General features: G+C 41.2%; 21 protein-coding genes and 1 pseudogene. 15 read left to right on the plus strand and 7 right to left on the minus strand.

Going from position 1 to position 17,778, the window contains the following annotated elements:
- The 13 genes and pseudogenes from FD724_RS08615 (at position 1) to aroF (ending at position 9,878) form a co-directional block, all read left to right on the plus strand.
- Positions 1–270, plus strand: a complete 270-nt coding sequence (locus tag FD724_RS08615) for a potassium-transporting ATPase subunit F (protein ID WP_114082064.1) — start codon at positions 1–3, stop codon at positions 268–270.
- Positions 270–908: a K(+)-transporting ATPase subunit C gene (kdpC, locus tag FD724_RS08620; RefSeq protein ID WP_179072311.1), complete on the plus strand. Its 639-nt coding sequence runs from the start codon at positions 270–272 to the stop codon at positions 906–908. Before FD724_RS08615 ends, kdpC begins: the two co-directional genes overlap by 1 nt.
- Before the next feature lie 254 nt (positions 909–1,162).
- The gene (locus tag FD724_RS08625) at positions 1,163–1,528 is read left to right on the plus strand and encodes a TrkA C-terminal domain-containing protein (protein WP_256874492.1); all 366 of its coding nucleotides are present in this window, start codon (positions 1,163–1,165) and stop codon (positions 1,526–1,528) included.
- A gap of 46 nt (positions 1,529–1,574) precedes the next feature.
- Positions 1,575–2,006 carry a hypothetical protein gene (locus tag FD724_RS08630; RefSeq protein ID WP_256874493.1) on the plus strand — a complete coding sequence of 144 codons (432 nt, stop codon included), beginning with the start codon at positions 1,575–1,577 and terminating at the stop codon, positions 2,004–2,006.
- 102 nt (positions 2,007–2,108) lie between these two features.
- Positions 2,109–2,507 (plus strand): hypothetical protein, encoded by a 399-nt coding sequence (locus FD724_RS08635; protein ID WP_179072314.1) that lies wholly within the window; start codon positions 2,109–2,111, stop codon positions 2,505–2,507.
- 61 nt (positions 2,508–2,568) lie between these two features.
- Positions 2,569–2,805 (plus strand): annotated as a pseudogene (locus FD724_RS08640) (potassium-transporting ATPase subunit KdpA); the annotation flags it as partial.
- A gap of 37 nt (positions 2,806–2,842) precedes the next feature.
- Positions 2,843–3,364, plus strand: coding sequence for a pentapeptide repeat-containing protein (locus FD724_RS08645; RefSeq protein ID WP_179072316.1), 522 nt, complete (start codon positions 2,843–2,845; stop codon positions 3,362–3,364).
- Positions 3,365–3,608: 244 nt separating this feature from the next.
- Positions 3,609–3,863, plus strand: coding sequence for a hypothetical protein (locus FD724_RS08650; RefSeq protein WP_179072317.1), 255 nt, complete (start codon positions 3,609–3,611; stop codon positions 3,861–3,863).
- Between the two features lie 122 nt (positions 3,864–3,985).
- Positions 3,986–5,440, plus strand: coding sequence for a hypothetical protein (locus tag FD724_RS08655; protein WP_179072318.1), 1,455 nt, complete (start codon positions 3,986–3,988; stop codon positions 5,438–5,440).
- 188 nt (positions 5,441–5,628) lie between these two features.
- Entirely contained in the window at positions 5,629–7,404 is a 1,776-nt protein-coding gene (locus tag FD724_RS08660; RefSeq protein ID WP_179072319.1) for an iron uptake porin, read from the plus strand.
- 381 nt (positions 7,405–7,785) lie between these two features.
- Positions 7,786–8,055, plus strand: a complete 270-nt coding sequence (rpsO, locus tag FD724_RS08665; RefSeq protein ID WP_041565894.1) for a 30S ribosomal protein S15 — start codon at positions 7,786–7,788, stop codon at positions 8,053–8,055.
- Positions 8,056–8,067: 12 nt separating this feature from the next.
- Positions 8,068–8,538, plus strand: coding sequence for a PAM68 family protein (locus FD724_RS08670; RefSeq protein ID WP_114082067.1), 471 nt, complete (start codon positions 8,068–8,070; stop codon positions 8,536–8,538).
- 281 nt (positions 8,539–8,819) lie between these two features.
- On the plus strand, positions 8,820–9,878 hold the full coding sequence (aroF, locus tag FD724_RS08675; protein WP_179072320.1) for a 3-deoxy-7-phosphoheptulonate synthase: 1,059 nt from the start codon (positions 8,820–8,822) through the stop codon (positions 9,876–9,878).
- 434 nt (positions 9,879–10,312) lie between these two features.
- Here the strand turns inward: aroF and FD724_RS08680 are convergent, their stop codons facing one another.
- Together FD724_RS08680 and FD724_RS08685 are read right to left on the minus strand one after the other, a co-directional pair.
- Positions 10,313–10,567 carry a hypothetical protein gene (locus FD724_RS08680; RefSeq protein ID WP_179072321.1) on the minus strand — a complete coding sequence of 85 codons (255 nt, stop codon included), beginning with the start codon at positions 10,565–10,567 and terminating at the stop codon, positions 10,313–10,315.
- Between the two features lie 279 nt (positions 10,568–10,846).
- On the minus strand, positions 10,847–12,112 hold the full coding sequence (locus FD724_RS08685; RefSeq protein WP_179072322.1) for an HhoA/HhoB/HtrA family serine endopeptidase: 1,266 nt from the start codon (positions 12,110–12,112) through the stop codon (positions 10,847–10,849).
- A 249-nt stretch (positions 12,113–12,361) separates the two neighbouring features.
- Between FD724_RS08685 and FD724_RS08690 the strand changes: the two genes are divergently transcribed.
- Entirely contained in the window at positions 12,362–13,258 is an 897-nt protein-coding gene (locus FD724_RS08690; RefSeq protein ID WP_179075456.1) for a phosphorylase, read from the plus strand.
- A gap of 41 nt (positions 13,259–13,299) precedes the next feature.
- Here FD724_RS08690 and FD724_RS08695 read toward each other — a convergent pair whose 3' ends face one another.
- From FD724_RS08695 to FD724_RS08705, 3 genes are all read right to left on the minus strand, one after another.
- Complete coding sequence (locus FD724_RS08695) at positions 13,300–14,046, minus strand: phycoerythrobilin:ferredoxin oxidoreductase (RefSeq protein WP_179072323.1); 747 nt, start codon at positions 14,044–14,046, stop codon at positions 13,300–13,302.
- 83 nt (positions 14,047–14,129) lie between these two features.
- Positions 14,130–14,864 carry a 15,16-dihydrobiliverdin:ferredoxin oxidoreductase gene (locus FD724_RS08700; protein ID WP_179072324.1) on the minus strand — a complete coding sequence of 245 codons (735 nt, stop codon included), beginning with the start codon at positions 14,862–14,864 and terminating at the stop codon, positions 14,130–14,132.
- Positions 14,865–15,004: 140 nt separating this feature from the next.
- Complete coding sequence (locus FD724_RS08705) at positions 15,005–15,580, minus strand: phycobiliprotein lyase (protein ID WP_179072325.1); 576 nt, start codon at positions 15,578–15,580, stop codon at positions 15,005–15,007.
- A 116-nt stretch (positions 15,581–15,696) separates the two neighbouring features.
- Between FD724_RS08705 and FD724_RS08710 the strand changes: the two genes are divergently transcribed.
- Positions 15,697–16,521: a pentapeptide repeat-containing protein gene (locus FD724_RS08710; RefSeq protein WP_179072326.1), complete on the plus strand. Its 825-nt coding sequence runs from the start codon at positions 15,697–15,699 to the stop codon at positions 16,519–16,521.
- Between the two features lie 188 nt (positions 16,522–16,709).
- On the opposite strand, the gene FD724_RS08715 is transcribed toward FD724_RS08710, so the two are convergent.
- Positions 16,710–16,910, minus strand: a complete 201-nt coding sequence (locus FD724_RS08715) for a hypothetical protein (RefSeq protein WP_179071154.1) — start codon at positions 16,908–16,910, stop codon at positions 16,710–16,712.
- 146 nt (positions 16,911–17,056) lie between these two features.
- Positions 17,057–17,719 carry a HEAT repeat domain-containing protein gene (locus FD724_RS08720; RefSeq protein ID WP_179072327.1) on the minus strand — a complete coding sequence of 221 codons (663 nt, stop codon included), beginning with the start codon at positions 17,717–17,719 and terminating at the stop codon, positions 17,057–17,059.
- Between the last annotated feature and the right edge of the window lie 59 nt (positions 17,720–17,778).

Consider the following 17,778-nt stretch of genomic DNA (forward strand, 5'->3'; position numbering starts at 1 on the left):
ATGAAAACCGTTCATACCCGACGCACTATCTTTGCATCTCAAATAGTTGAAGAAATAACTGAAATCTGGTGTCAATGGCGTAGACAAAAGCTGCCACTGTATTTATTCCTGGCGATGTGTTTCAACCTAGTGGTTGCACCTATGGTCTATGCAGCTACTAGCGAACAACTTTCCCGCAGTCAATCTTGGGGATTGGGATTGTTAGGAATGGTGACGCTAGGACTTTCTATCTATCTATTTTTTGTAATGTTTGTACCGGAGAAATTCTAATGAGTTTTGCACGTGAAGCTAGCAGAGCTGTTCGTTCTACCTTGGTACTCTGGGTAATAGGTGCGATTATTTATCCTTTTGCGATGATTGCCATTGGGCAGATTGTGTTTCCCTTTCAAGCAAATGGTAGCTTACTGAAAAATAGCACAGGCCAAGTTGTGGGTTCTGCTTTGATTGGTCAACCCTTTACTAGCGATCGCTATTTTAACAGTCGTCCCAGTACCACCAGTTACAGCACAGCCGATCCTAAAAAGGATGATGGGGGAGTTTTGAAAACTGGGGTTTCTGGTGCTAGTAACTTGGCTCCCAGTAATCCCGCATTACTCGAACGCATCAAAGGTAAAGATGATCCAGACCCCAGCAAAAAAATTGAAGGTGATTTGACTCGTTTGAAAACAGCAGGTGTGCAGCCGACTGGCGATTTAATCTACACCTCTGGTTCTAGCCTTGACCCCCACATTACCCCCGAAGCTGCGATCGCGCAAATTGCGCGAGTAAGCAAGGCACGAGGATTTCAGCCAAACCAACTAGAAACTTTGATTGCCCAAAACACCGATGGACGCTTTCTCGGCATCTTTGGTGAGCCTGGAGTTAATGTATTGAAGCTGAATTTAGCTTTGGATCAGATTAAGAAATAAAGCTATGGGAAATAGTAGCGACAAGTAATTTTGCATCTCTACTATTCAGAATTATTATCTAACACTCCGATACCCGACAACTTTTAATAAGTCGGGTATCTCATTTTTTATGAGTAATTAAATAAGACTATATCTCTAAATATATGCCTATTTAAAATTATCTAATCCATTTTATATACCTGTAAAATATATCTCTTAAAAAATATTTTATGTGTAAAATATTGCACAATAATATTAGAGTTAAAAAATATTTTGTGTTGAAAAACAAAAAAACTTTAGAACCAAGCTTGTTTGGTATTTTAATCCAAGATAATAGCGTTTACTGCGGTATTCATTTAACTGAAATTCAGTTACCCGATCGATGCGCTTTTTTAGGAATTTTAAGACAGAATCAAGTTCTTTCAGCAACAGATAATCCTACTATTTTCGTAGGGGACTACATTTTAGCTATAGCAACCCATCCGATGATGATTCCTGCTCTCAAAGTCACTCTTAAGAAAATTCATTCTGTTTACTATTCCCTTAACAGTTGCTTACTGGAATCTCGACCAACAGCTAACCAATTTGATAATTTAGATGACTCAGATGTATCATACAATCTTAATTCCACATATTACTAGATAGATGAAAATTTACTTCTTCTCTTATCATGTACCTGACACAAATATGATTAAAGATTTAGGTACTACCATTACAACTCAATTTAAGGGTGAAATTAGCGATATTCACTCTAAAGGCAATCAAATATTTTTGATAGAAACTCTGTTTATGGGTGGGCAAAGAATTAGAGCTAGTCATACTATTCCTACTGAATCAATTGTGATTGTTGAAGCTCCACCCATATTACAAGGAGATTGGTTAACAGCAGGAGTTTCTACACTTTTGGTTACTCAGATGAAGCCAGAAACTACCGCTTGGGGTGCTGTTGTCCTCAACTATTGCAGATTAATCCAGATTCATAAAATTGAAGTTATTACTTCTCCTTGGAGTGGCAATACCAATACAGACACATTTAGCAATCCGGCAGCAAGTGAAAAAAAGTTACAAACAGTCAATACTTCTGATTCATTTTCAATAAAAAAAATTTCCAAAAGCTGAGATAGAGAACAAGCAAAGCATTATTTGATCCCTAGTCTCTTAAGATGTTTAATTTCGATGAACTTTACTGAATCTGAGTCTGACTAACTAAAGATTTTTAATATGCCTAATTCGGGGCTTTTTCAACTTTATATGTCTGCCCAAAAAAGTGTTCATCAGTCTACCCTGATTGAAGCAACCCTGGCAAATACAACACACAACGACACCAAACCACAGGGCGGAGATATTCCTTTTGTAGCAGTGTTTTTGGCTCACATTTCCTTCATGATTGTTTGGGGAATTGTCGTTTATCTCGTTTCATCTGTCTGCAAAGCACTAGAAGATCCCCCAGACAATAGGGTGCAAGAAAAAAACGAAATAGTAAGCATCAAACATGTACAGCAACATCCCTGTAAAAACTGCCAATTTTTTCATAAAAACTCTTATCTAAAGTGTGCAGTCAACCCTGCTATTGCTCTAACTAAAGAAGCGCTCAATTGCTCTGACTACAGTCCTAAATAAGTGAGTCCGTCTATGGCCAAGCTTCCCGATTATGCTCCAAGGTTGTATTCAAATCTTCCTCACCTTATTTACCCTCTGGATGGGGTGGTTTATTCCGATTATTGCTTTGTTGCTGCTAGCAGATAGCTTGTCGTGCAAGCAACCCGTACCGATCTCAATCGCAACCCTAAATACAGATACCCAACTATTTACTAGCGTGACTGCTGCCACCATTTTGATTCTGGGAGCATTAACATTTTTTCCTGTTTTGGTTTTAGGGCCTGTTGCTGAAGCCTTCCAAATCGCCATAAAAAGATAACCTTTAATTCCTCACTTTTAGATTGGAGTTGGTATTTATGAATCTCTTGTTACGACCTTTGATTCCAATGGCATTTTTCCTTACTCCCTCTTTAGTTACCCAAGGCAATGATTTGCTTCGACATCATGTAATTCAACAGCTTCAAGAAACCAGAAAATGTTTTGGCTGTAATTTATCGGGAGTTAATTTTTCCGGGGCAAACTTACAAAAAATCGACTTGAGATCGGCAAATCTTCAGGGAGCAAACCTCAAAAATGCTAATCTTCGATATGCAAATTTAGAGTGGGCAGATATTCGGAATGCAAATCTGCAAGGAGCCGATCTAACTGGAGCGATTCTCAAAAATACATTGCTAGCTGATGCTGATTTACAAAAGGCAAACTTGGAAGCATCTAACCTAGAAGGAGCCGATTTTAGAAATGCCAATCTTAGCAATGCTAATTTAATCAAAGCTTCAGAAAACAACGATGTCCAGGATCGAAATTCTATTACTCTCTGTGAAACAGTATTGCAAAATGGAATGATATCAAATCGCTGTAATCAGCAACCTAATATCTAAATAGATCATGTTTTTTTAAATTATTTGTTCCACAGAAAAAATGAAGTTTAGTTCATTTTCCAGGGCGAACGCACGGGATTTCTGAAACCCTTGCTGGGCAAGGATCTTGATGAAAAAATAGGCTAAATTAAAAAACGCCAAAACCCTTGCTATTAAAGGATTCTTATACTTTAGATGCGTTTGCCCTGGTTCATTTTCTGGGGAGCAACATCACCGTTAATCGGTATTAGTGAGAAGTACATTAATGACAAAACTAAATTCTCAAGATAAAAATAGCTTTCTCTACCCTAGAAGTTACTACTACGGTCAACTTAAGCCGGAGAACCTAGTATTTAATGCTAATCTTCAAGAATTTGCTCAAAAAATTAGCTATATCACTAGTTTAGAAACTAGTGGGAAACTATCTCCAGAAAGAGCTTTTCGTCAAATAGAGACACTCTGGAAACAGTTGGAAGATAGTAAAAATAATCTGGAAATCGGTAGCGATTTATCAGTTTAATTTAGCTGACTGACCGTGATATCTAACAACGGCAATGGATTGATTAGTAGCCTGAAAATGTTTAAACCTCTAAACAGAGTTTGAACTTGTAAAAATTCATTTGAGAACCCTAAACATATTTTATGAAATCAAAAGAGACGATATTTGTTATTCCGACTCATCGCTTGAGAGATGTAGCACAGACCATCGAAAAGTATGATGAGAATTTCCGGGCAAATGGTCATGCCGTAAAAATTATCGTTTTTGATGATTCCAGCATTGCCAACCATGAGAAATATTACCAACTTTTGGAGCAGACTAAGACAGTCAATGATGTGTATTATGTCGGCCCTCAGCAGAAAGAAGAATTTATTACATTTTTAAATGAAAGACTGCGCGATCGCAAGCTAGAATCACTCGTAAAAAACTTATTCCGACCTAGCTACGGCGGGAATCGCAACTTCACCTTAATGTATACCCTTGGTCATTTAATGGTCAGCGCAGATGACGATATGCGACCAGATGCGTTAATTGAAACTAGCCCAGAATCTTTAACAGGCGATGAAATATGTCGAGGAAAATTAATCAAGTCCACCCAACAAGGCGGCTATGTCCATAAATCTTTTGACTTACTCACGGCTTTTAGTGATGTTCTAGGTAAAAGAGCCAGCCAAGTACCAGAAAACTTCGAGGCTGGAGAATTGGTTGTTGATACAGCAATGGATTTAGAAACCAACACAACCAAAGGCTACTTTCGAGAAAATAGCCTCGTATTACAACAGGGAAGAGTCTTGAATAATGCGATCGTCAAGATTGCCCAAACTTTTCGCACAGGAACTAATGATATCGATACACTTGATTTTATTCACATGTATCTTAATGATGAAAATCAAATCAGTCCAAATGACCTGAATGATTTTTATATTCTGACTAATTTTCGACCTGTCATTACCAATAAAAACTGGAGAATGGATTGTGGAGTCGCTGGATATGATAATCAGCTAGGTTTACCACCATTTTTTCCCACTCGGCTTAGATTTGAAGATTATATCTACAGGATTTGGATACAACAAGAGGGTATTGCATCTGCACACGTTGATGCTGTCCAGAACCATATTAGAAATAATTATATGCGTAACCCTCTTGCTAGCGAACTTTTTAATGAGGAAATATGTAGCCTGCTGAAAAAGAAGATTAAGAGCAGTGTTTATCATCTTGATGACCTGGGAATCAAGTTTGATTACTCTGGCGAGGTTACATTGCAAGACTCTGAGGAAATTCTGGAAAAAATTTCTGCTATCCACACTCAGGTAGTGAAAGCCTCAATGTCTGCCCAGAATGAAGAACGCAAGCAGTCACTCCAATTGTTTGCTGAGAACTTATCGAGAGTCTTTTATGGGTTTGAACCGGACTTTTTTCAGCAAAACGTTTCCAGAATTATTGATGATGTAATTAGCCAATTTCACGGTTCTCTAGAAATATGGCCAACCCTAGTTGAAATTTGCTACTTTTACAAAGATAAAAAGGATTTACCGCAAATCAGAGTCAAGAATAAGAAGCTAAAGTCCAGAAATGGCACAAAATTGAGCGATAATTAATCATAAACTCTTAATCTGACAAACGAGGCATAAGCAAGTCTTTACGATTCTTCATCCGTAAAAATTTTGTCAGATATGGCTTAAGTAACAGCAATCTGATAAGATTTCAAATTAAGTAGAATAACTGCTTGTTATCTTTTTCTTTAACCCATTGATTTCGGGTATTTTTTAGGAAAGGAAAATAAAGAATGTCTCATCTATTGTGGAAAACTCTGGTACTAAGTCCAGTAGTTTTGGGAGTGACGGTGTTGGTTTCCGCTAGGGCTATAGCTACTGAAGTAGCAGGCTCCTCTGAAGATATAAAGACAAAAACTGCTCAGACAGAAGCACCAATGTCTTCTGATGCTTCAAAATTTATTCAAACAGAGCAACTAAAAGTTAATCAGCTATTGGTCGCCCAAAAGACTGATGACAATAAGGTTTTAGAAGAGGTTAACCGCTACAGCACCGAGGGTAAGAACCAAAATTCCCTGTCTCAAGTCACATCAGTTTCTCAGTTTTCTGATGTACAGCCGACTGACTGGGCGTTCCAAGCTTTACAATCCCTGGTTGAACGCTACGGTTGTATTGCTGGATACCCAAATTCTACCTATCGTGGCAATCGGGCACTGACTCGTTATGAGTTTGCCGCAGGTTTGAATGCTTGTTTAGATCGGGTTAATGAACTGATTGCAACAGCGACTGCTGACTTGGTAACAAAACAAGATTTGGCTACCCTCCAGCGTTTGCAAGAAGAATTCTCGGCAGAACTAGCAACTTTGCGTGGTCGAGTTGATGCTGTAGAAGCACGGACTGCTGAACTAGAAGCAAATCAGTTTTCTACTACAACCAAGCTTGTAGGTGAAGCTATTTTTGCCGTTAGTGATATTTTTGGCGGCAACACTGGCGATGCTAATAATACTGTTTTCCAAGATAGGGTACGTTTAGACCTGCAAACCAGCTTCACAGGTAAAGACGTTTTACACACCCGTCTTGCAGCTGGTAATTCACTAGCCTTTAGTCAACTGGATAATGCTGGTGTTCCTATCAATACTGCTGAAGGCACACAAACTTTTCAAATCGGTAACACTGGTAGTAATTCTGTCAGTATCGATTGGTTAGCGTATTACGTACCCATAGGCCCAGCTCAAGCGTACTTTGCGGCTACCGGAGGTATTCATAGCGATTATGCTGCCACTAATAATCCTTACTTTGAGGACTTTGATGGTGGTAATGGTGCTTTGTCTACCTTTGCTTCTGAAAGTCCCATCTATCGCATTGGCGGTGGTGCCGGTGCAGCGCTGACTTTACCCTTTGGTAGCGGTGGCAGTTTTTTCAAACCAAGTTCACTGACTATAGGCTACTTGGCATCCAATGCTAATAATCCTGGAGCAAGTCAAGGTTTGTTAGAGGGTAACTATGCCGCTCTTGGACAGTTGAACTTTAGTGTTGGCGATCGCTTGGCGATCGCTGCTACCTACGTTCATGGCTATCATGGTGCTGGAGGCGGAAATTTATTTGATCTAGGCGGCGGTCTGGGTAGTACTAACCGCGTCGTAGGTACTAATCAAGCTAACACCCTAAGTACCCTAAGCGCATCTTCTAGTAATTCTTACGGTATAGAAGCAGCCTTCAGACCCAGCGACAAACTTTCAATTAGTGGCTTCGTTTCTTACCACGATATCTCAGGCTTTGGTGCTGGTGATGATTATGAAGCTTGGAGCTACGGTCTTGGGGTAGCGTTACCTGACTTCGGTAAAAAAGGTAACGTTTTAGGTATTTTTGCTGGAGCAGAACCATATTCGTTTAACCGACCAGGTTTTGTTGGTAATGATATCCCTTATCACTTTGAAGGCTTCTATAAATATCGCGTGTCAGATAACATCTCAATCACTCCTGGTGTCATCTGGTTGACCTCTCCTGGACAAAGCAGCGCTAACGACGATGCAATTATCGGTACTCTGAGAACAACTTTCACCTTTTAAAAGATTTGGTGAACGCAAGTCCAATCTAGGAAAAGGTTAAAGGGCTAGGGGGAAAGATGAATTTAAATCCTTTCCCTCTAACCGAAAAGTTTTGTACTTGGGTTGAAATAACGTTCCTGCTGTCTGGAGTAATAGACAAGTGGAAGAAATGCCAGGACAAATAGTTTACCAATCCACACAAACCTTCAAATATCGAGACGGAAGCTACCATTTAAAATCACCTTATTAGTCTCTATATGAAGATACTGGATGTCTCTTGACTTACTTAGTCTTTTAGAGTGCCAGACATAGCAGCAAAGATGATTCGACATCCAGCTTAAGGGCTGTGATATTATGGGAGACTGCTGCATACATTTAGAAAAACTAGCAATTGAATCAATCATGGCCCTGACGCAACTGCGGAAACAAGAAATCATTTCCAATTACCAAGTTCACGAAACCGACACTGGTTCGGCTGATGTCCAAGTTGCCATGCTAACTGAGCGCATTAACCGCCTCAGCGAACATCTCCAGGCAAATAAAAAAGACCATTCTTCTAGACGGGGACTGTTGAAGCTAATTGGTCAGCGTAAGCGTCTTCTAGCCTACATATCGCAGGAAAGCCGTGAAAAGTATCAAGCTTTGATCGCTCGCCTCGGTATTCGTGGATAGGGACTACCGCTTATGTCTGCTGAAGAATCTGAACGCAGTCGCTTGCCCTTTGAACCAAACAAAAAGCGCCAAAAACCCGCAAAAACTCAAAGTAAACCAGCAGCACAGCCACAAGAATCTGGCAAACAGGCTGATAAAAAACTGACTTACACCAAACAAGAGATGGCTATTCCTCAAGTAGTCAGCCAGAGGATGATCCGACGGGTAGCTGGTTTCTGTGGCGTACCAACAGCTTTGGGCATTAGTGTCCTGGTTGTTAGCTATCTGCTTGCTATCTACTCCGACATCCAACTAGCTCCCATCGCCGTGTTATTGGTGAACATGGGACTATTTGGTTTGGGGGTCTTAGGCATAACTTATGGCGTTCTCTCTGCCTCTTGGGATGAAGAAAGAGTCGGAAGTTTGCTAGGTGTGGGTGAGTTCAACACCAATTGGGGACGAATGGTGGCAGCTTGGCGCGAAACTCGGCAAAAAAACTCATAATTAACGGCGCTCAGGTATTAAGTAACTGCGGTATTGGGTAAAAAAAGAAGTGAATGTTGAAGTTGAAATTTTATAACTTCAACATTGCTAATTAAAATTATATAATCTTTTTATACCTACATCCAGCTACCCAGTAGTAAAACTACTGACTGAGCGCTATAATTTTGTCTATTTATTTTGTAAATAAATTTTGTTTTTAACTATTCGTAATTAGGGCAATAGGCAACAATAAAGTTAGCCCATTTACAGAAAATTTTACTCAATTAATTAGGAAATTTCACATGATTATAGTAATGAAAACTGGTTCCCCAGAAGCGGAAATAAACCGCATTGATGAGGAACTAACTAGCTGGGGGCTAACTCCAGAAAAAATTGTTGGTCAACATAAAGTAGTTATTGGTCTTGTAGGTGAAACTGCTAGCTTAGATCCATTACAAATTCAGGAACTTAGCCCCTGGATTGAGCAGGTGTTACGGGTAGAGCAGCCTTACAAACGAGCCAGTCGCCAATACCGTCACGGTGAAGCTTCGGAAGTAGTAGTTAATACTCCTAATGGAGCAGTGGTATTTGGTGAACATCAGCCTTTGGTAGTCGTTGCCGGCCCCTGCTCAGTAGAAAATGAAGAAATGATTGTAGAGACAGCACGGCGCGTCAAGACGGCTGGAGCAAAATTTTTGCGCGGAGGGGCATATAAACCCCGAACTTCACCTTACGCCTTCCAAGGACACGGCGAGAGTGCTTTAGATTTATTAGCAAAGGCGCGAGAAGTCAGTGGACTAGGTATTATTACAGAAGTGATGGATGCGGCTGACCTGGATAAAATTGTCGAAGTAGCTGACGTGATTCAGGTAGGAGCAAGAAATATGCAGAATTTCTCCTTGCTCAAAAAAGTGGGAGCGCAGCCGAAACCAGTTCTCTTGAAGCGGGGAATGGCGGCTACTATTGAAGATTGGTTGATGGCAGCCGAGTATGTTTTGGCATCTGGCAATCCCAATGTAATTTTGTGTGAAAGGGGAATACGCACCTTTGACCGCCAATATACGCGAAATACGCTGGATTTATCGGTAGTGCCAGTGTTGCGAAAACTGACTCACCTGCCAATTATGATTGACCCCAGCCACGGGGTAGGTTGGTCTGAGTTTGTGCCTTCAATGGCTATGGCTGCGATCGCAGCTGGCACAGATTCTCTGATGATAGAGGTTCATCCCAATCCTGCCAAAGCTTTATCAGACGGCCCCCAATCTGTGACACCAGACCGTTTTGATAAATTAATGCAAGAATTAGCAGTCATTGGTAAGGCGGTAGGACGCTGGCAGCAACCAGCAATAGCTCTAGCTTAAAATTCAGTTGCAACTTCTTGCTGGGCATAAATAAATTAAAAGTTTGTAGTCAGGACTAAAGTCCTGACTACTCTGAAGAGGCGATGAATCGCTCACTACAAACTAAGTTTTTATATGTTTAATTATGCCTATCTAAACCTCGTCTACCTTGAGAACCGTAGTTTTGTAGGTTGGGTGCAGCGATCGCGTAACCCAACATAAATAAGGTGGTAATGTTGGGTTGCGTTTCACTCCACCCAACCTACATAAATATATCTTTTAAAAAACTCTAGGTTTCAACATAAATGAGGTTTATCTACCTATTTATTTTAAATATGAAATAATGCCCCTTTAGAATATTTCTAAAGGGGATTTTTAAACACTAACCAAATCTAATGAAAAAAGAACTATGCAATCAATATTAATGGTCAATATTTTTTGCATTTGTAGGTCTTTTATCTTCTATATACATAGCGAGCCGGTATCCATCGACGGCCACGATTTGTCTGCACCCAACGTCCAGGAACCAGTATTCTTCTTCTCGCTTGAACAGGGGTATAAACCCTAACTGGTGGTGATCTTCTGATTACTCTAACTGGAACTGGTCGCCTAACTGGCCATCTAGCCTGAGCATCGGCTTGGGAAGGAATAAAGGTAACAGCAATTGGTAAAATCAGTGCTGCACTAGCAAGCATTCTTTTAATACTCATTCGCAAACTTTCCTTCTATAAGTTACACATCAAAGGGATTTATTTTTTGCAAAATATTAATCTCATTGACAAATAAATAATAGGGCTGAGAAGAGATATACACTAGTGCAAAAGGTAATTAGTTCAACCGTGACTAATGTCATAGTTGAAGAAGAATTTAGAAGTCAGATTTCCCTTTAGCCGAGCAGTATTGGTGCCCAGCTTATCTTTGCCATCTAAAAAAAAGGGACGGGTATTTTGCCCATCCCAAAAATTCACTTTGACTCAATAGCAAAACTTTTATTGTACTGGTGCGGTGGGGAAAGCACCAGGTTGCACAGCGACGTTAAGATTCTGTCCATTGCGACGTAATTCTAAGCGCAAATCCCCCCCGATTTGGCTATTTTCTACTACCTTTTGGACACTGTTGGCATCTGTGACTGCTTGCCCGCCAAGCTTTTGGATAACATCACCAGCACGTATTCCTGCTTTAGCAGCTGGTGAATTTGGCATAACTTTTACAACTAATACACCTTTATCTTCATCTACACTCAAACCACTATTGGGATCTGAGTTGATATTTTGTTTTAGCTGAGGTGTTAACCCCACCATTTGAATTCCCAGGTAAGGATGTTCTACTTTGCCTGTAGCTATTATTTGACTGGAAATGCGTTGTGCTGTGTTGATGGGAATAGCAAAGCCTAATCCTTGTGCCCCTTGGATTATAGCTGTATTCATGGCAATTACTTGACCACGGGAATTTAGTAGGGGGCCGCCGGAGTTACCGGGGTTAATGGCTGCATCAGTTTGAATATACTCTACTCGCTTATCGGCAGCACCGATTAGATTGCTGCTACGTCCGGTAGCACTGATGATTCCGGTAGTTACTGTATTATCTAGTCCAAGGGGGTTGCCGATCGCGATCGCCCATTCTCCCGGTTGCAGTTGATCTGAGTTCCCTAATGCTACTAACGGCAGATTGTCCGCCTGAATCTTAACAACAGCAACATCAGTTAACTCGTCTTTACCTAATACCTTACCTTTAAAACTACGTCCATCCTTGAGTATTACTGTCACCGTATCAGCACCATCGACTACGTGAGCGTTGGTGAGGATACGACCATCAGCACTAATAATAAAGCCTGAACCAGTACCTCGTTCTACCCGATTCTGTTGTGCTGGCATTTGAGAGCCAAAGAAACGTTGGAAAAATGGATCGTTAAATTCATCTGGTACTTGGGTTTTTACGGTTCGGGAAGAATCAATTCGTACTACAGCCGGCCCGACCTTTTGCACAACTTGGGTAACAAAGTTAGGATCTGTGGCAGCTGATAATGGAGGAGCGGCATTTACTCGACTCACTCCCAAATTAGATGCACTCTCAGACACCTGCTGAGAATGTCCAGCCATGTAGCCACCTGCCAATGTCATACCTGATCCCAGCAGCACCAGCGATAGAGAGGCGGCAGCCTTTTTCCAGGGTGCTTGATTATGGTATTTGGTGTCAGCAGTGTTGGATAAAATGCTATTTGATGGGTGTTCTCCATCACGAGATTGGTTTTGCATTGCTGTCTGGAAAGATATTTAAAGGATATTTAGATGTATTACTAATGTAGATATGATTTGTGACAGTTTTGTTGCAGGGGTATTGCGTTGTTGTGAAAGCTTTGGTATTTTACTAAACCTTATTGGAATATACTCATTCGTAAGGTTACACAGTTGTCATGCTTGTAAACTTAGAGCCAGAGCGGTTTCTAACCAACAGTTTTACGTTAAGTTGACTGCGTGTTTTATACCATGTGTGAAGGAATGAAAATGCCACAGGGGAAAATATTACTGAAACCTGGCACTTTATGGACAAGTGTTAAAGAACGAACTGAACATGCTTTGCAATGTGGGGCGTTACTGTCGATTCCGACAGAATTTGAATTTATCGAACAGGATGGCGTGCGCTTTTTAGTGCGGATTTTGTCGAATCTGAATCGTAAAAAAGCAGCTAAGGAGAAACAGGAAAAACAATCTGCTATCTCTGGTCAAGAGTTTAATCCTTTTTTGCCTTATGAAGAGGATTTATTTGTGGCGGATATCTCTGATACTCATGTATGTATTTTAAATAAATATAATGTTGTCGATCTTCATCTGCTAATTATCACCCGTGCCTTCGAGGAACAGGAAAGTTTGCTGACTCTGGAAGATTTTGCAGCTATGTGGGCGTGTTTAGCTGATTTCGATGGTTTAGCATTTTACAACAGTGGCAAAAGTGCAGGTGCTAGCCAGCGACACAAACACTTACAATTAGTGCCACTACCACTTGTACCTTCAGGGCCGCAGATACCTATTGAACCTCTACTGAGGGCAGTACAATTTCAGAACTCGAACGTAACTTTAGCAAAACTCCCTTTTGTAAACGCTTTTGCGCCGCTAAATCCTGATTGGGTGCGATCGCCATTTACAGCAGCCCAAGCAACATTAGAAGTTTATCGCACTTTGCTAGGGGCTGTGGGTTTAGATGCAAAGGAATTGGGTGCTTACAATCTGCTAGCGACACGAGAATGGATGTTGATCGTACCGCGATCGCAGGAGCATTTTGAGTCTATCTCTGTGAATTCATTAGGATTCGCTGGTACTTTGCTTGTGCGAAACGCAGCAGAAATGGAAATTCTCAAAGCCCAAGGGCCGATGACTATCCTCAAGAATGTTGCTATATCCTAATATTGATTAGTCATTTGCCCAATATTAAATTGGTGAAGCCTCTAGTTGACGACTGTTAATTTTCTCTCTAAATCAAATAAAAAGCCGTGGATATATTCTTCAGTCCATTCGGCACCATAGAAGCGTTTAAACATCCCTCGTGCTGGGTCTTTTTCAGCCCGATATCGTAGGTATCGCAGTTGGGCTTGCTCGATGGCTTCTAAATTTTGGGAATCTGTTACAGCTTCTGCCTGCTCTACAAAATCTAGATAAGCTTTTAAATAGTCTTTAAAAGCGGCAAACACCTGAGTTTCTACTACAGCCGTTTCTTGGGGACGAGTCCACAGAAAAGCGGGAGAGAAAAAAGGCTGTGCTTCTTCTGGGAAATCTCCTCCCCAAGATAGATGCTGTTGATGGGCGTGGAAAATGGGCAGAATTGGTTCAGTATATTTTGTCTGATATGCTAAATCATCCCGAAATAGCGGCTGTATATCCAAAGCAATTAAGTGTCCTCCTGGCAATGTCACCAGATCCGCCCCAAAAAAGGGTAAATCGTAGTTGAGGCGGGGGAAAATCACAAAATTCAGCACTTGCAGCGAATTACCACCCTGGACGTGGGCTGCACGAATTTGGCGCAATTTTGCAGTTTGAAAGGCGTAACTAGTGGTGACAACCTCTTCCTGATTTTTGCCCTTGCCCACAACAGCACTTTTGGACTCAAACCCAGTGGGGATGGGATAGGGTTCTAAATCCAAGCGCGATCGCATGTAGGCGATCGCATAATCGAGAAATGGCTGATAAAGTGTCACGTCGCTTCGCTCCGAATTCAAAATTCAAAATTAAAGAACTTTTGCCTTCTGCCTTCTGCCTCCTGCCTCCTGCCTCCTGCCAATTATCTTTTACTTGCACTAACTGCTAGAGGAACGGCATCTTCAAATAAGAACTCATGAAGAAAACGCTCCGCCCATTCATGACCAAAGTAACTGCTAAACAAACCAGATGCTGGATCTCGGTCTGCACTATATTGGTCATAGTCTTTTTGGGCTTTGACAATCCGTTGGATATCTTCTGGATCTTGAAGCGCTTGGGCATCTGTTAGCATTTGCCAATACAAGTTTAAATAATCTTGAAAAGCTTCAAAGACTCGCGTTGAAACTGTTTCAGCGTCTGTTTTGGCAAACAAGAGGTACTTAGAAAAATACTGGTTGGCATCGTAAAACTTCATTTCTAAGTTTTGCGCCAAATCCGGGTATTTATTATGGAGATATTTTAGCGGAGCTATATATTTGTTTTGATAATCTTCATCCTGGAACAAAGGCTGAAAGTCAAGCACAATTAGATTCTTGACTTTACCAAAGGATAAAAAATCAATCCCTAACAGAGGTAAATCGTAGTTATGGCTAGGATAAATCACGCTGTTAAAAATTTGGGCGCTTTCCCCGGCATCAATATAGGTATAGCGAATTTTCCGCAACTCTTGAGATTGGTAACACCAACTGCGAATAGTTGCAGGGTTTCTGCCGCGATCGCTAACTTTGAATTCTAAACCAGGGGGAATGACCCTACTTTGTAAATCAAAGCGCTGAAATAGCTCTTTTTCTAAAAATTCCAGGAAAGGTTTATACATGGAACATGATTTGTTAACCCTTGCATGAAAATAAGTGATGGCAATCATACACGTCTCATTTATGAGAAACAAAGCAACATTCCTTAATAGGGAATTGGGAATTGGTTATTCTCCTCTACTTCCCCATTCCCCATTCCCCACTAACGCCTAGCATGATTCTGAGCGATCATTTGCTCTAGCAGTTCTTGGGAAACACAGCGACGTTCAGAACAATAAGCCATTAAGTTGACACCGTTCATCATCCGCACGGTACTAACCCTGACACGAAAATCATCAGTAATAAACCAACAACGTTCTTGACCTTGGTTATTGTCATAGTCAGTATCAATCGTCAGCACTCCATCATCGGCAAATCGATACTGGCTGACAACGGGAATGCTCTCAACATAGCCTTGGTTACGGATCAGTTTTCCAGAACGCCTCGTTTCGTCGGGAATATCAACCAAAATGGCAGCATTATCATTAGGTAGCCTGGTGTCTAAGTTAGCCTGCCATGCAAAACTCGCACCGCCTGTTGCTTTAGTAGGGTCTATGCCTTGGTCTTTACAGACTTCTTGGACTTTAGGATCGTCCTTTTCCATGACTTTAATGATCAAATTCGACTGCCCAGACTCATCCGCTGCCGAGTCAAAATGGTGAACGGAGCGTTCCGTAAACCATGTACCCTCACTTTTATGGAAGAAGTCGATCATTGACAAGGGCGGTATTAGATGCATCTGTTTTAAAACCTCTTTTTATCAAATTTTGCCGTTATTGAATACTGAGCAATGAGATGAAGTCCCAATTTCGCTAAAGTGTAGAATAACTCCAAAAGTTATATTTTTATCAACTGATGACAAATAGTGAAATTCAACTTATTACTAGCGAACGCCCTAGTCCAACTCCAGAAATATTAAAAGCCCTCAAAGCCGGGATCCCTCTGGATTGGGTCGATTTGTACCAATTCAATCTCAAGGAAGTTGATTTACAACAAGCTAACTTGAGCAAAGCCAAGCTACTAGGAGCAGACCTCAGTGAGCTAGTCTTGAGTAATGCTGATTTGAGTGGCGCAGATTTGCGAGGCGCTAATCTGCAAGGAGCCGATTTGAGTGGGGCTAATTTGCAGGGAGCCTATTTAAACCGTGCGAACCTCCAACGAGCCAATCTCAGTGGCGCAAATTTGGAAGGAGCTAAACTGCAAGTAGCGCGTTATGATGCACATACGAAATGGCCCCAAGAATATAACTACAAAGCATCGGGAGCAGTAGGGCCGGGTGCTAATCTCAATGGTGCTTTTCTTAACACCGCTTCTTTACGAAACGCAGATTTACAAGGTGTTAATCTGCGTGGAGCCTACCTGAGTGGCGCTGACTTGACAGGAGCAAATTTGCAAGGTGCGGCTTTAAGTGGCGCTGATTTGACCAAAGCTTATTTGACTGGGGCTTGTTTGCGGAATGCTCGATTGACTGGAGCCGATTTGCGGGATGCAGACCTGCGAGCAACTGACCTCTGTGATGCAGAGATGGAGCATCTTCAAAGTATCGCTGGTGCAGATTTTACTTTAGCCCAAGGACTTACAGAAGCAACTAAAGCTATGCTTAAAAGCCGTCCATATTCAGAACTTGACGTTTGGAACGCCTACACTCGCATAACAACTCGTGAGAGTTTGAGTGCTTGATCGTGGCAATTTTAGATTTTAGATTTGGGATATCAATATCAAGTTCGCTTAATTACTTGATAATTCAAAACTCTCCGCGCCAGCCGTCATTACAAGTACTTATCCGAACATAGTATGAGTGCAAGAAGCGCTCTTTGTGCGCTAAACAAATCTAAAATCCAAAATTTTTTTGTTGTTCTGTAGTGACTTTACAACAGTTGCCAGTTCTTTTTTAAGAGCGCTAAAAACGTAGCGTATCCTTCAGAAAAACCCGGTGGATCGGGTAAAGCATATTGGGGAAATTCTTTATACGATCGCCAGGCTTCCGAAGCTTTATGCCGCAAATGTAAAGCAGATTCTGAGGAACCTGGTGGTCGCCAAGTCATTTGACCAGTTTGTATATCAGTCACAAATGCCTCCTCATCTCGAAAAAGTTGATCTTTTCTTCCAGATTTTGGCAGATTACCCGGATATTTTGGTCAAATTTAAGGTAAAAAAACATCTTGCCTATTGTTGAAATAAATCTTATCACAAGATTCGGCACAAACCCACATCGCTATTGTGGCAACAAGTCTTCTAAAGCAGCTCCGACAACTCGGTGATCCTCATCCTGTCTAAGTTGGTTCAGGGCTACTTTTGCTTCCGGCTCGTCAAAGCGTTTGAGGGCATAGCTAACTCGCACGCGCATCCGCCAAGATTCATCATTCACTAACGTTAGTATTTGAGATAGTGCCGCAGTATGTTGGCTAGAATCAGCTAGTAAACCGAGTCCATCAACAGAGGATTCCTGAACTGTGAAATCTTCATCTTTTAAACCTTGAACGCAGATATCAAATAGCTCTTCAGGACAATTCATTTCAGCGATCGCAGCTAAAATGCTCCGCTTAACTAGCCAGTGGTCATCTTGATAAAATGCCATAACTAGATGAGAAACTGCGACTCTACCAAATAGCGACAAAGAATTGGCCGCCTCAGCTCGCACGTTGGGGGTATCGTCAAATTTCATAATTTGCATCAAAGCAGCAAAAGATTCTGCTGATTGTTGATTACCCAAACCCCTGGCTACAAAAGAACGCACCAAAAATTCTGAGTCATGAAGTTTACTTGCTAACAGAGGAACTGCAACTTCTGATTCATAATCATTGAGGGCTGCGATCGCCTTCAAACGATGGTGAAAATCTGGGTTCTTCAGTTCAGTTTGGATTTGATCGATTTCCATAGGTGCATTTGGTAGAGCTATCTTTACTTTATTTTACAGATGTCAAAAAATAGCGATCG

Source organism: Nostoc sp. C057 (assembly GCF_013393925.1).
GTDB classification, from domain to species: Bacteria; Cyanobacteriota; Cyanobacteriia; order Cyanobacteriales; family Nostocaceae; genus Nostoc; species Nostoc muscorum_A.

Coding starts and splice junctions, on each gene's coding strand:
- FD724_RS08670 (WP_114082067.1), top strand. CDS start 8,068: ATGTCTGCTGAAGAATCTGAACGCAGTCGCTTGCCCTTTGAACCAAAC.
- FD724_RS08650 (WP_179072317.1), top strand. CDS start 3,609: ATGACAAAACTAAATTCTCAAGATAAAAATAGCTTTCTCTACCCTAGA.
- FD724_RS08655 (WP_179072318.1), top strand. CDS start 3,986: ATGAAATCAAAAGAGACGATATTTGTTATTCCGACTCATCGCTTGAGA.
- FD724_RS08615 (WP_114082064.1), top strand. CDS start 1: ATGAAAACCGTTCATACCCGACGCACTATCTTTGCATCTCAAATAGTT.
- kdpC (WP_179072311.1), top strand. CDS start 270: ATGAGTTTTGCACGTGAAGCTAGCAGAGCTGTTCGTTCTACCTTGGTA.
- FD724_RS08645 (WP_179072316.1), top strand. CDS start 2,843: ATGAATCTCTTGTTACGACCTTTGATTCCAATGGCATTTTTCCTTACT.
- rpsO (WP_041565894.1), top strand. CDS start 7,786: ATGGCCCTGACGCAACTGCGGAAACAAGAAATCATTTCCAATTACCAA.
- FD724_RS08705 (WP_179072325.1), bottom strand. CDS start 15,580: ATGCATCTAATACCGCCCTTGTCAATGATCGACTTCTTCCATAAAAGT.
- FD724_RS08680 (WP_179072321.1), bottom strand. CDS start 10,567: ATGAGTATTAAAAGAATGCTTGCTAGTGCAGCACTGATTTTACCAATT.
- FD724_RS08720 (WP_179072327.1), bottom strand. CDS start 17,719: ATGGAAATCGATCAAATCCAAACTGAACTGAAGAACCCAGATTTTCAC.
- aroF (WP_179072320.1), top strand. CDS start 8,820: ATGATTATAGTAATGAAAACTGGTTCCCCAGAAGCGGAAATAAACCGC.
- FD724_RS08635 (WP_179072314.1), top strand. CDS start 2,109: ATGCCTAATTCGGGGCTTTTTCAACTTTATATGTCTGCCCAAAAAAGT.
- FD724_RS08690 (WP_179075456.1), top strand. CDS start 12,362: ATGCCACAGGGGAAAATATTACTGAAACCTGGCACTTTATGGACAAGT.
- FD724_RS08700 (WP_179072324.1), bottom strand. CDS start 14,864: ATGTATAAACCTTTCCTGGAATTTTTAGAAAAAGAGCTATTTCAGCGC.
- FD724_RS08660 (WP_179072319.1), top strand. CDS start 5,629: ATGTCTCATCTATTGTGGAAAACTCTGGTACTAAGTCCAGTAGTTTTG.
- FD724_RS08710 (WP_179072326.1), top strand. CDS start 15,697: ATGACAAATAGTGAAATTCAACTTATTACTAGCGAACGCCCTAGTCCA.
- FD724_RS08630 (WP_256874493.1), top strand. CDS start 1,575: ATGATTAAAGATTTAGGTACTACCATTACAACTCAATTTAAGGGTGAA.
- FD724_RS08685 (WP_179072322.1), bottom strand. CDS start 12,112: ATGCAAAACCAATCTCGTGATGGAGAACACCCATCAAATAGCATTTTA.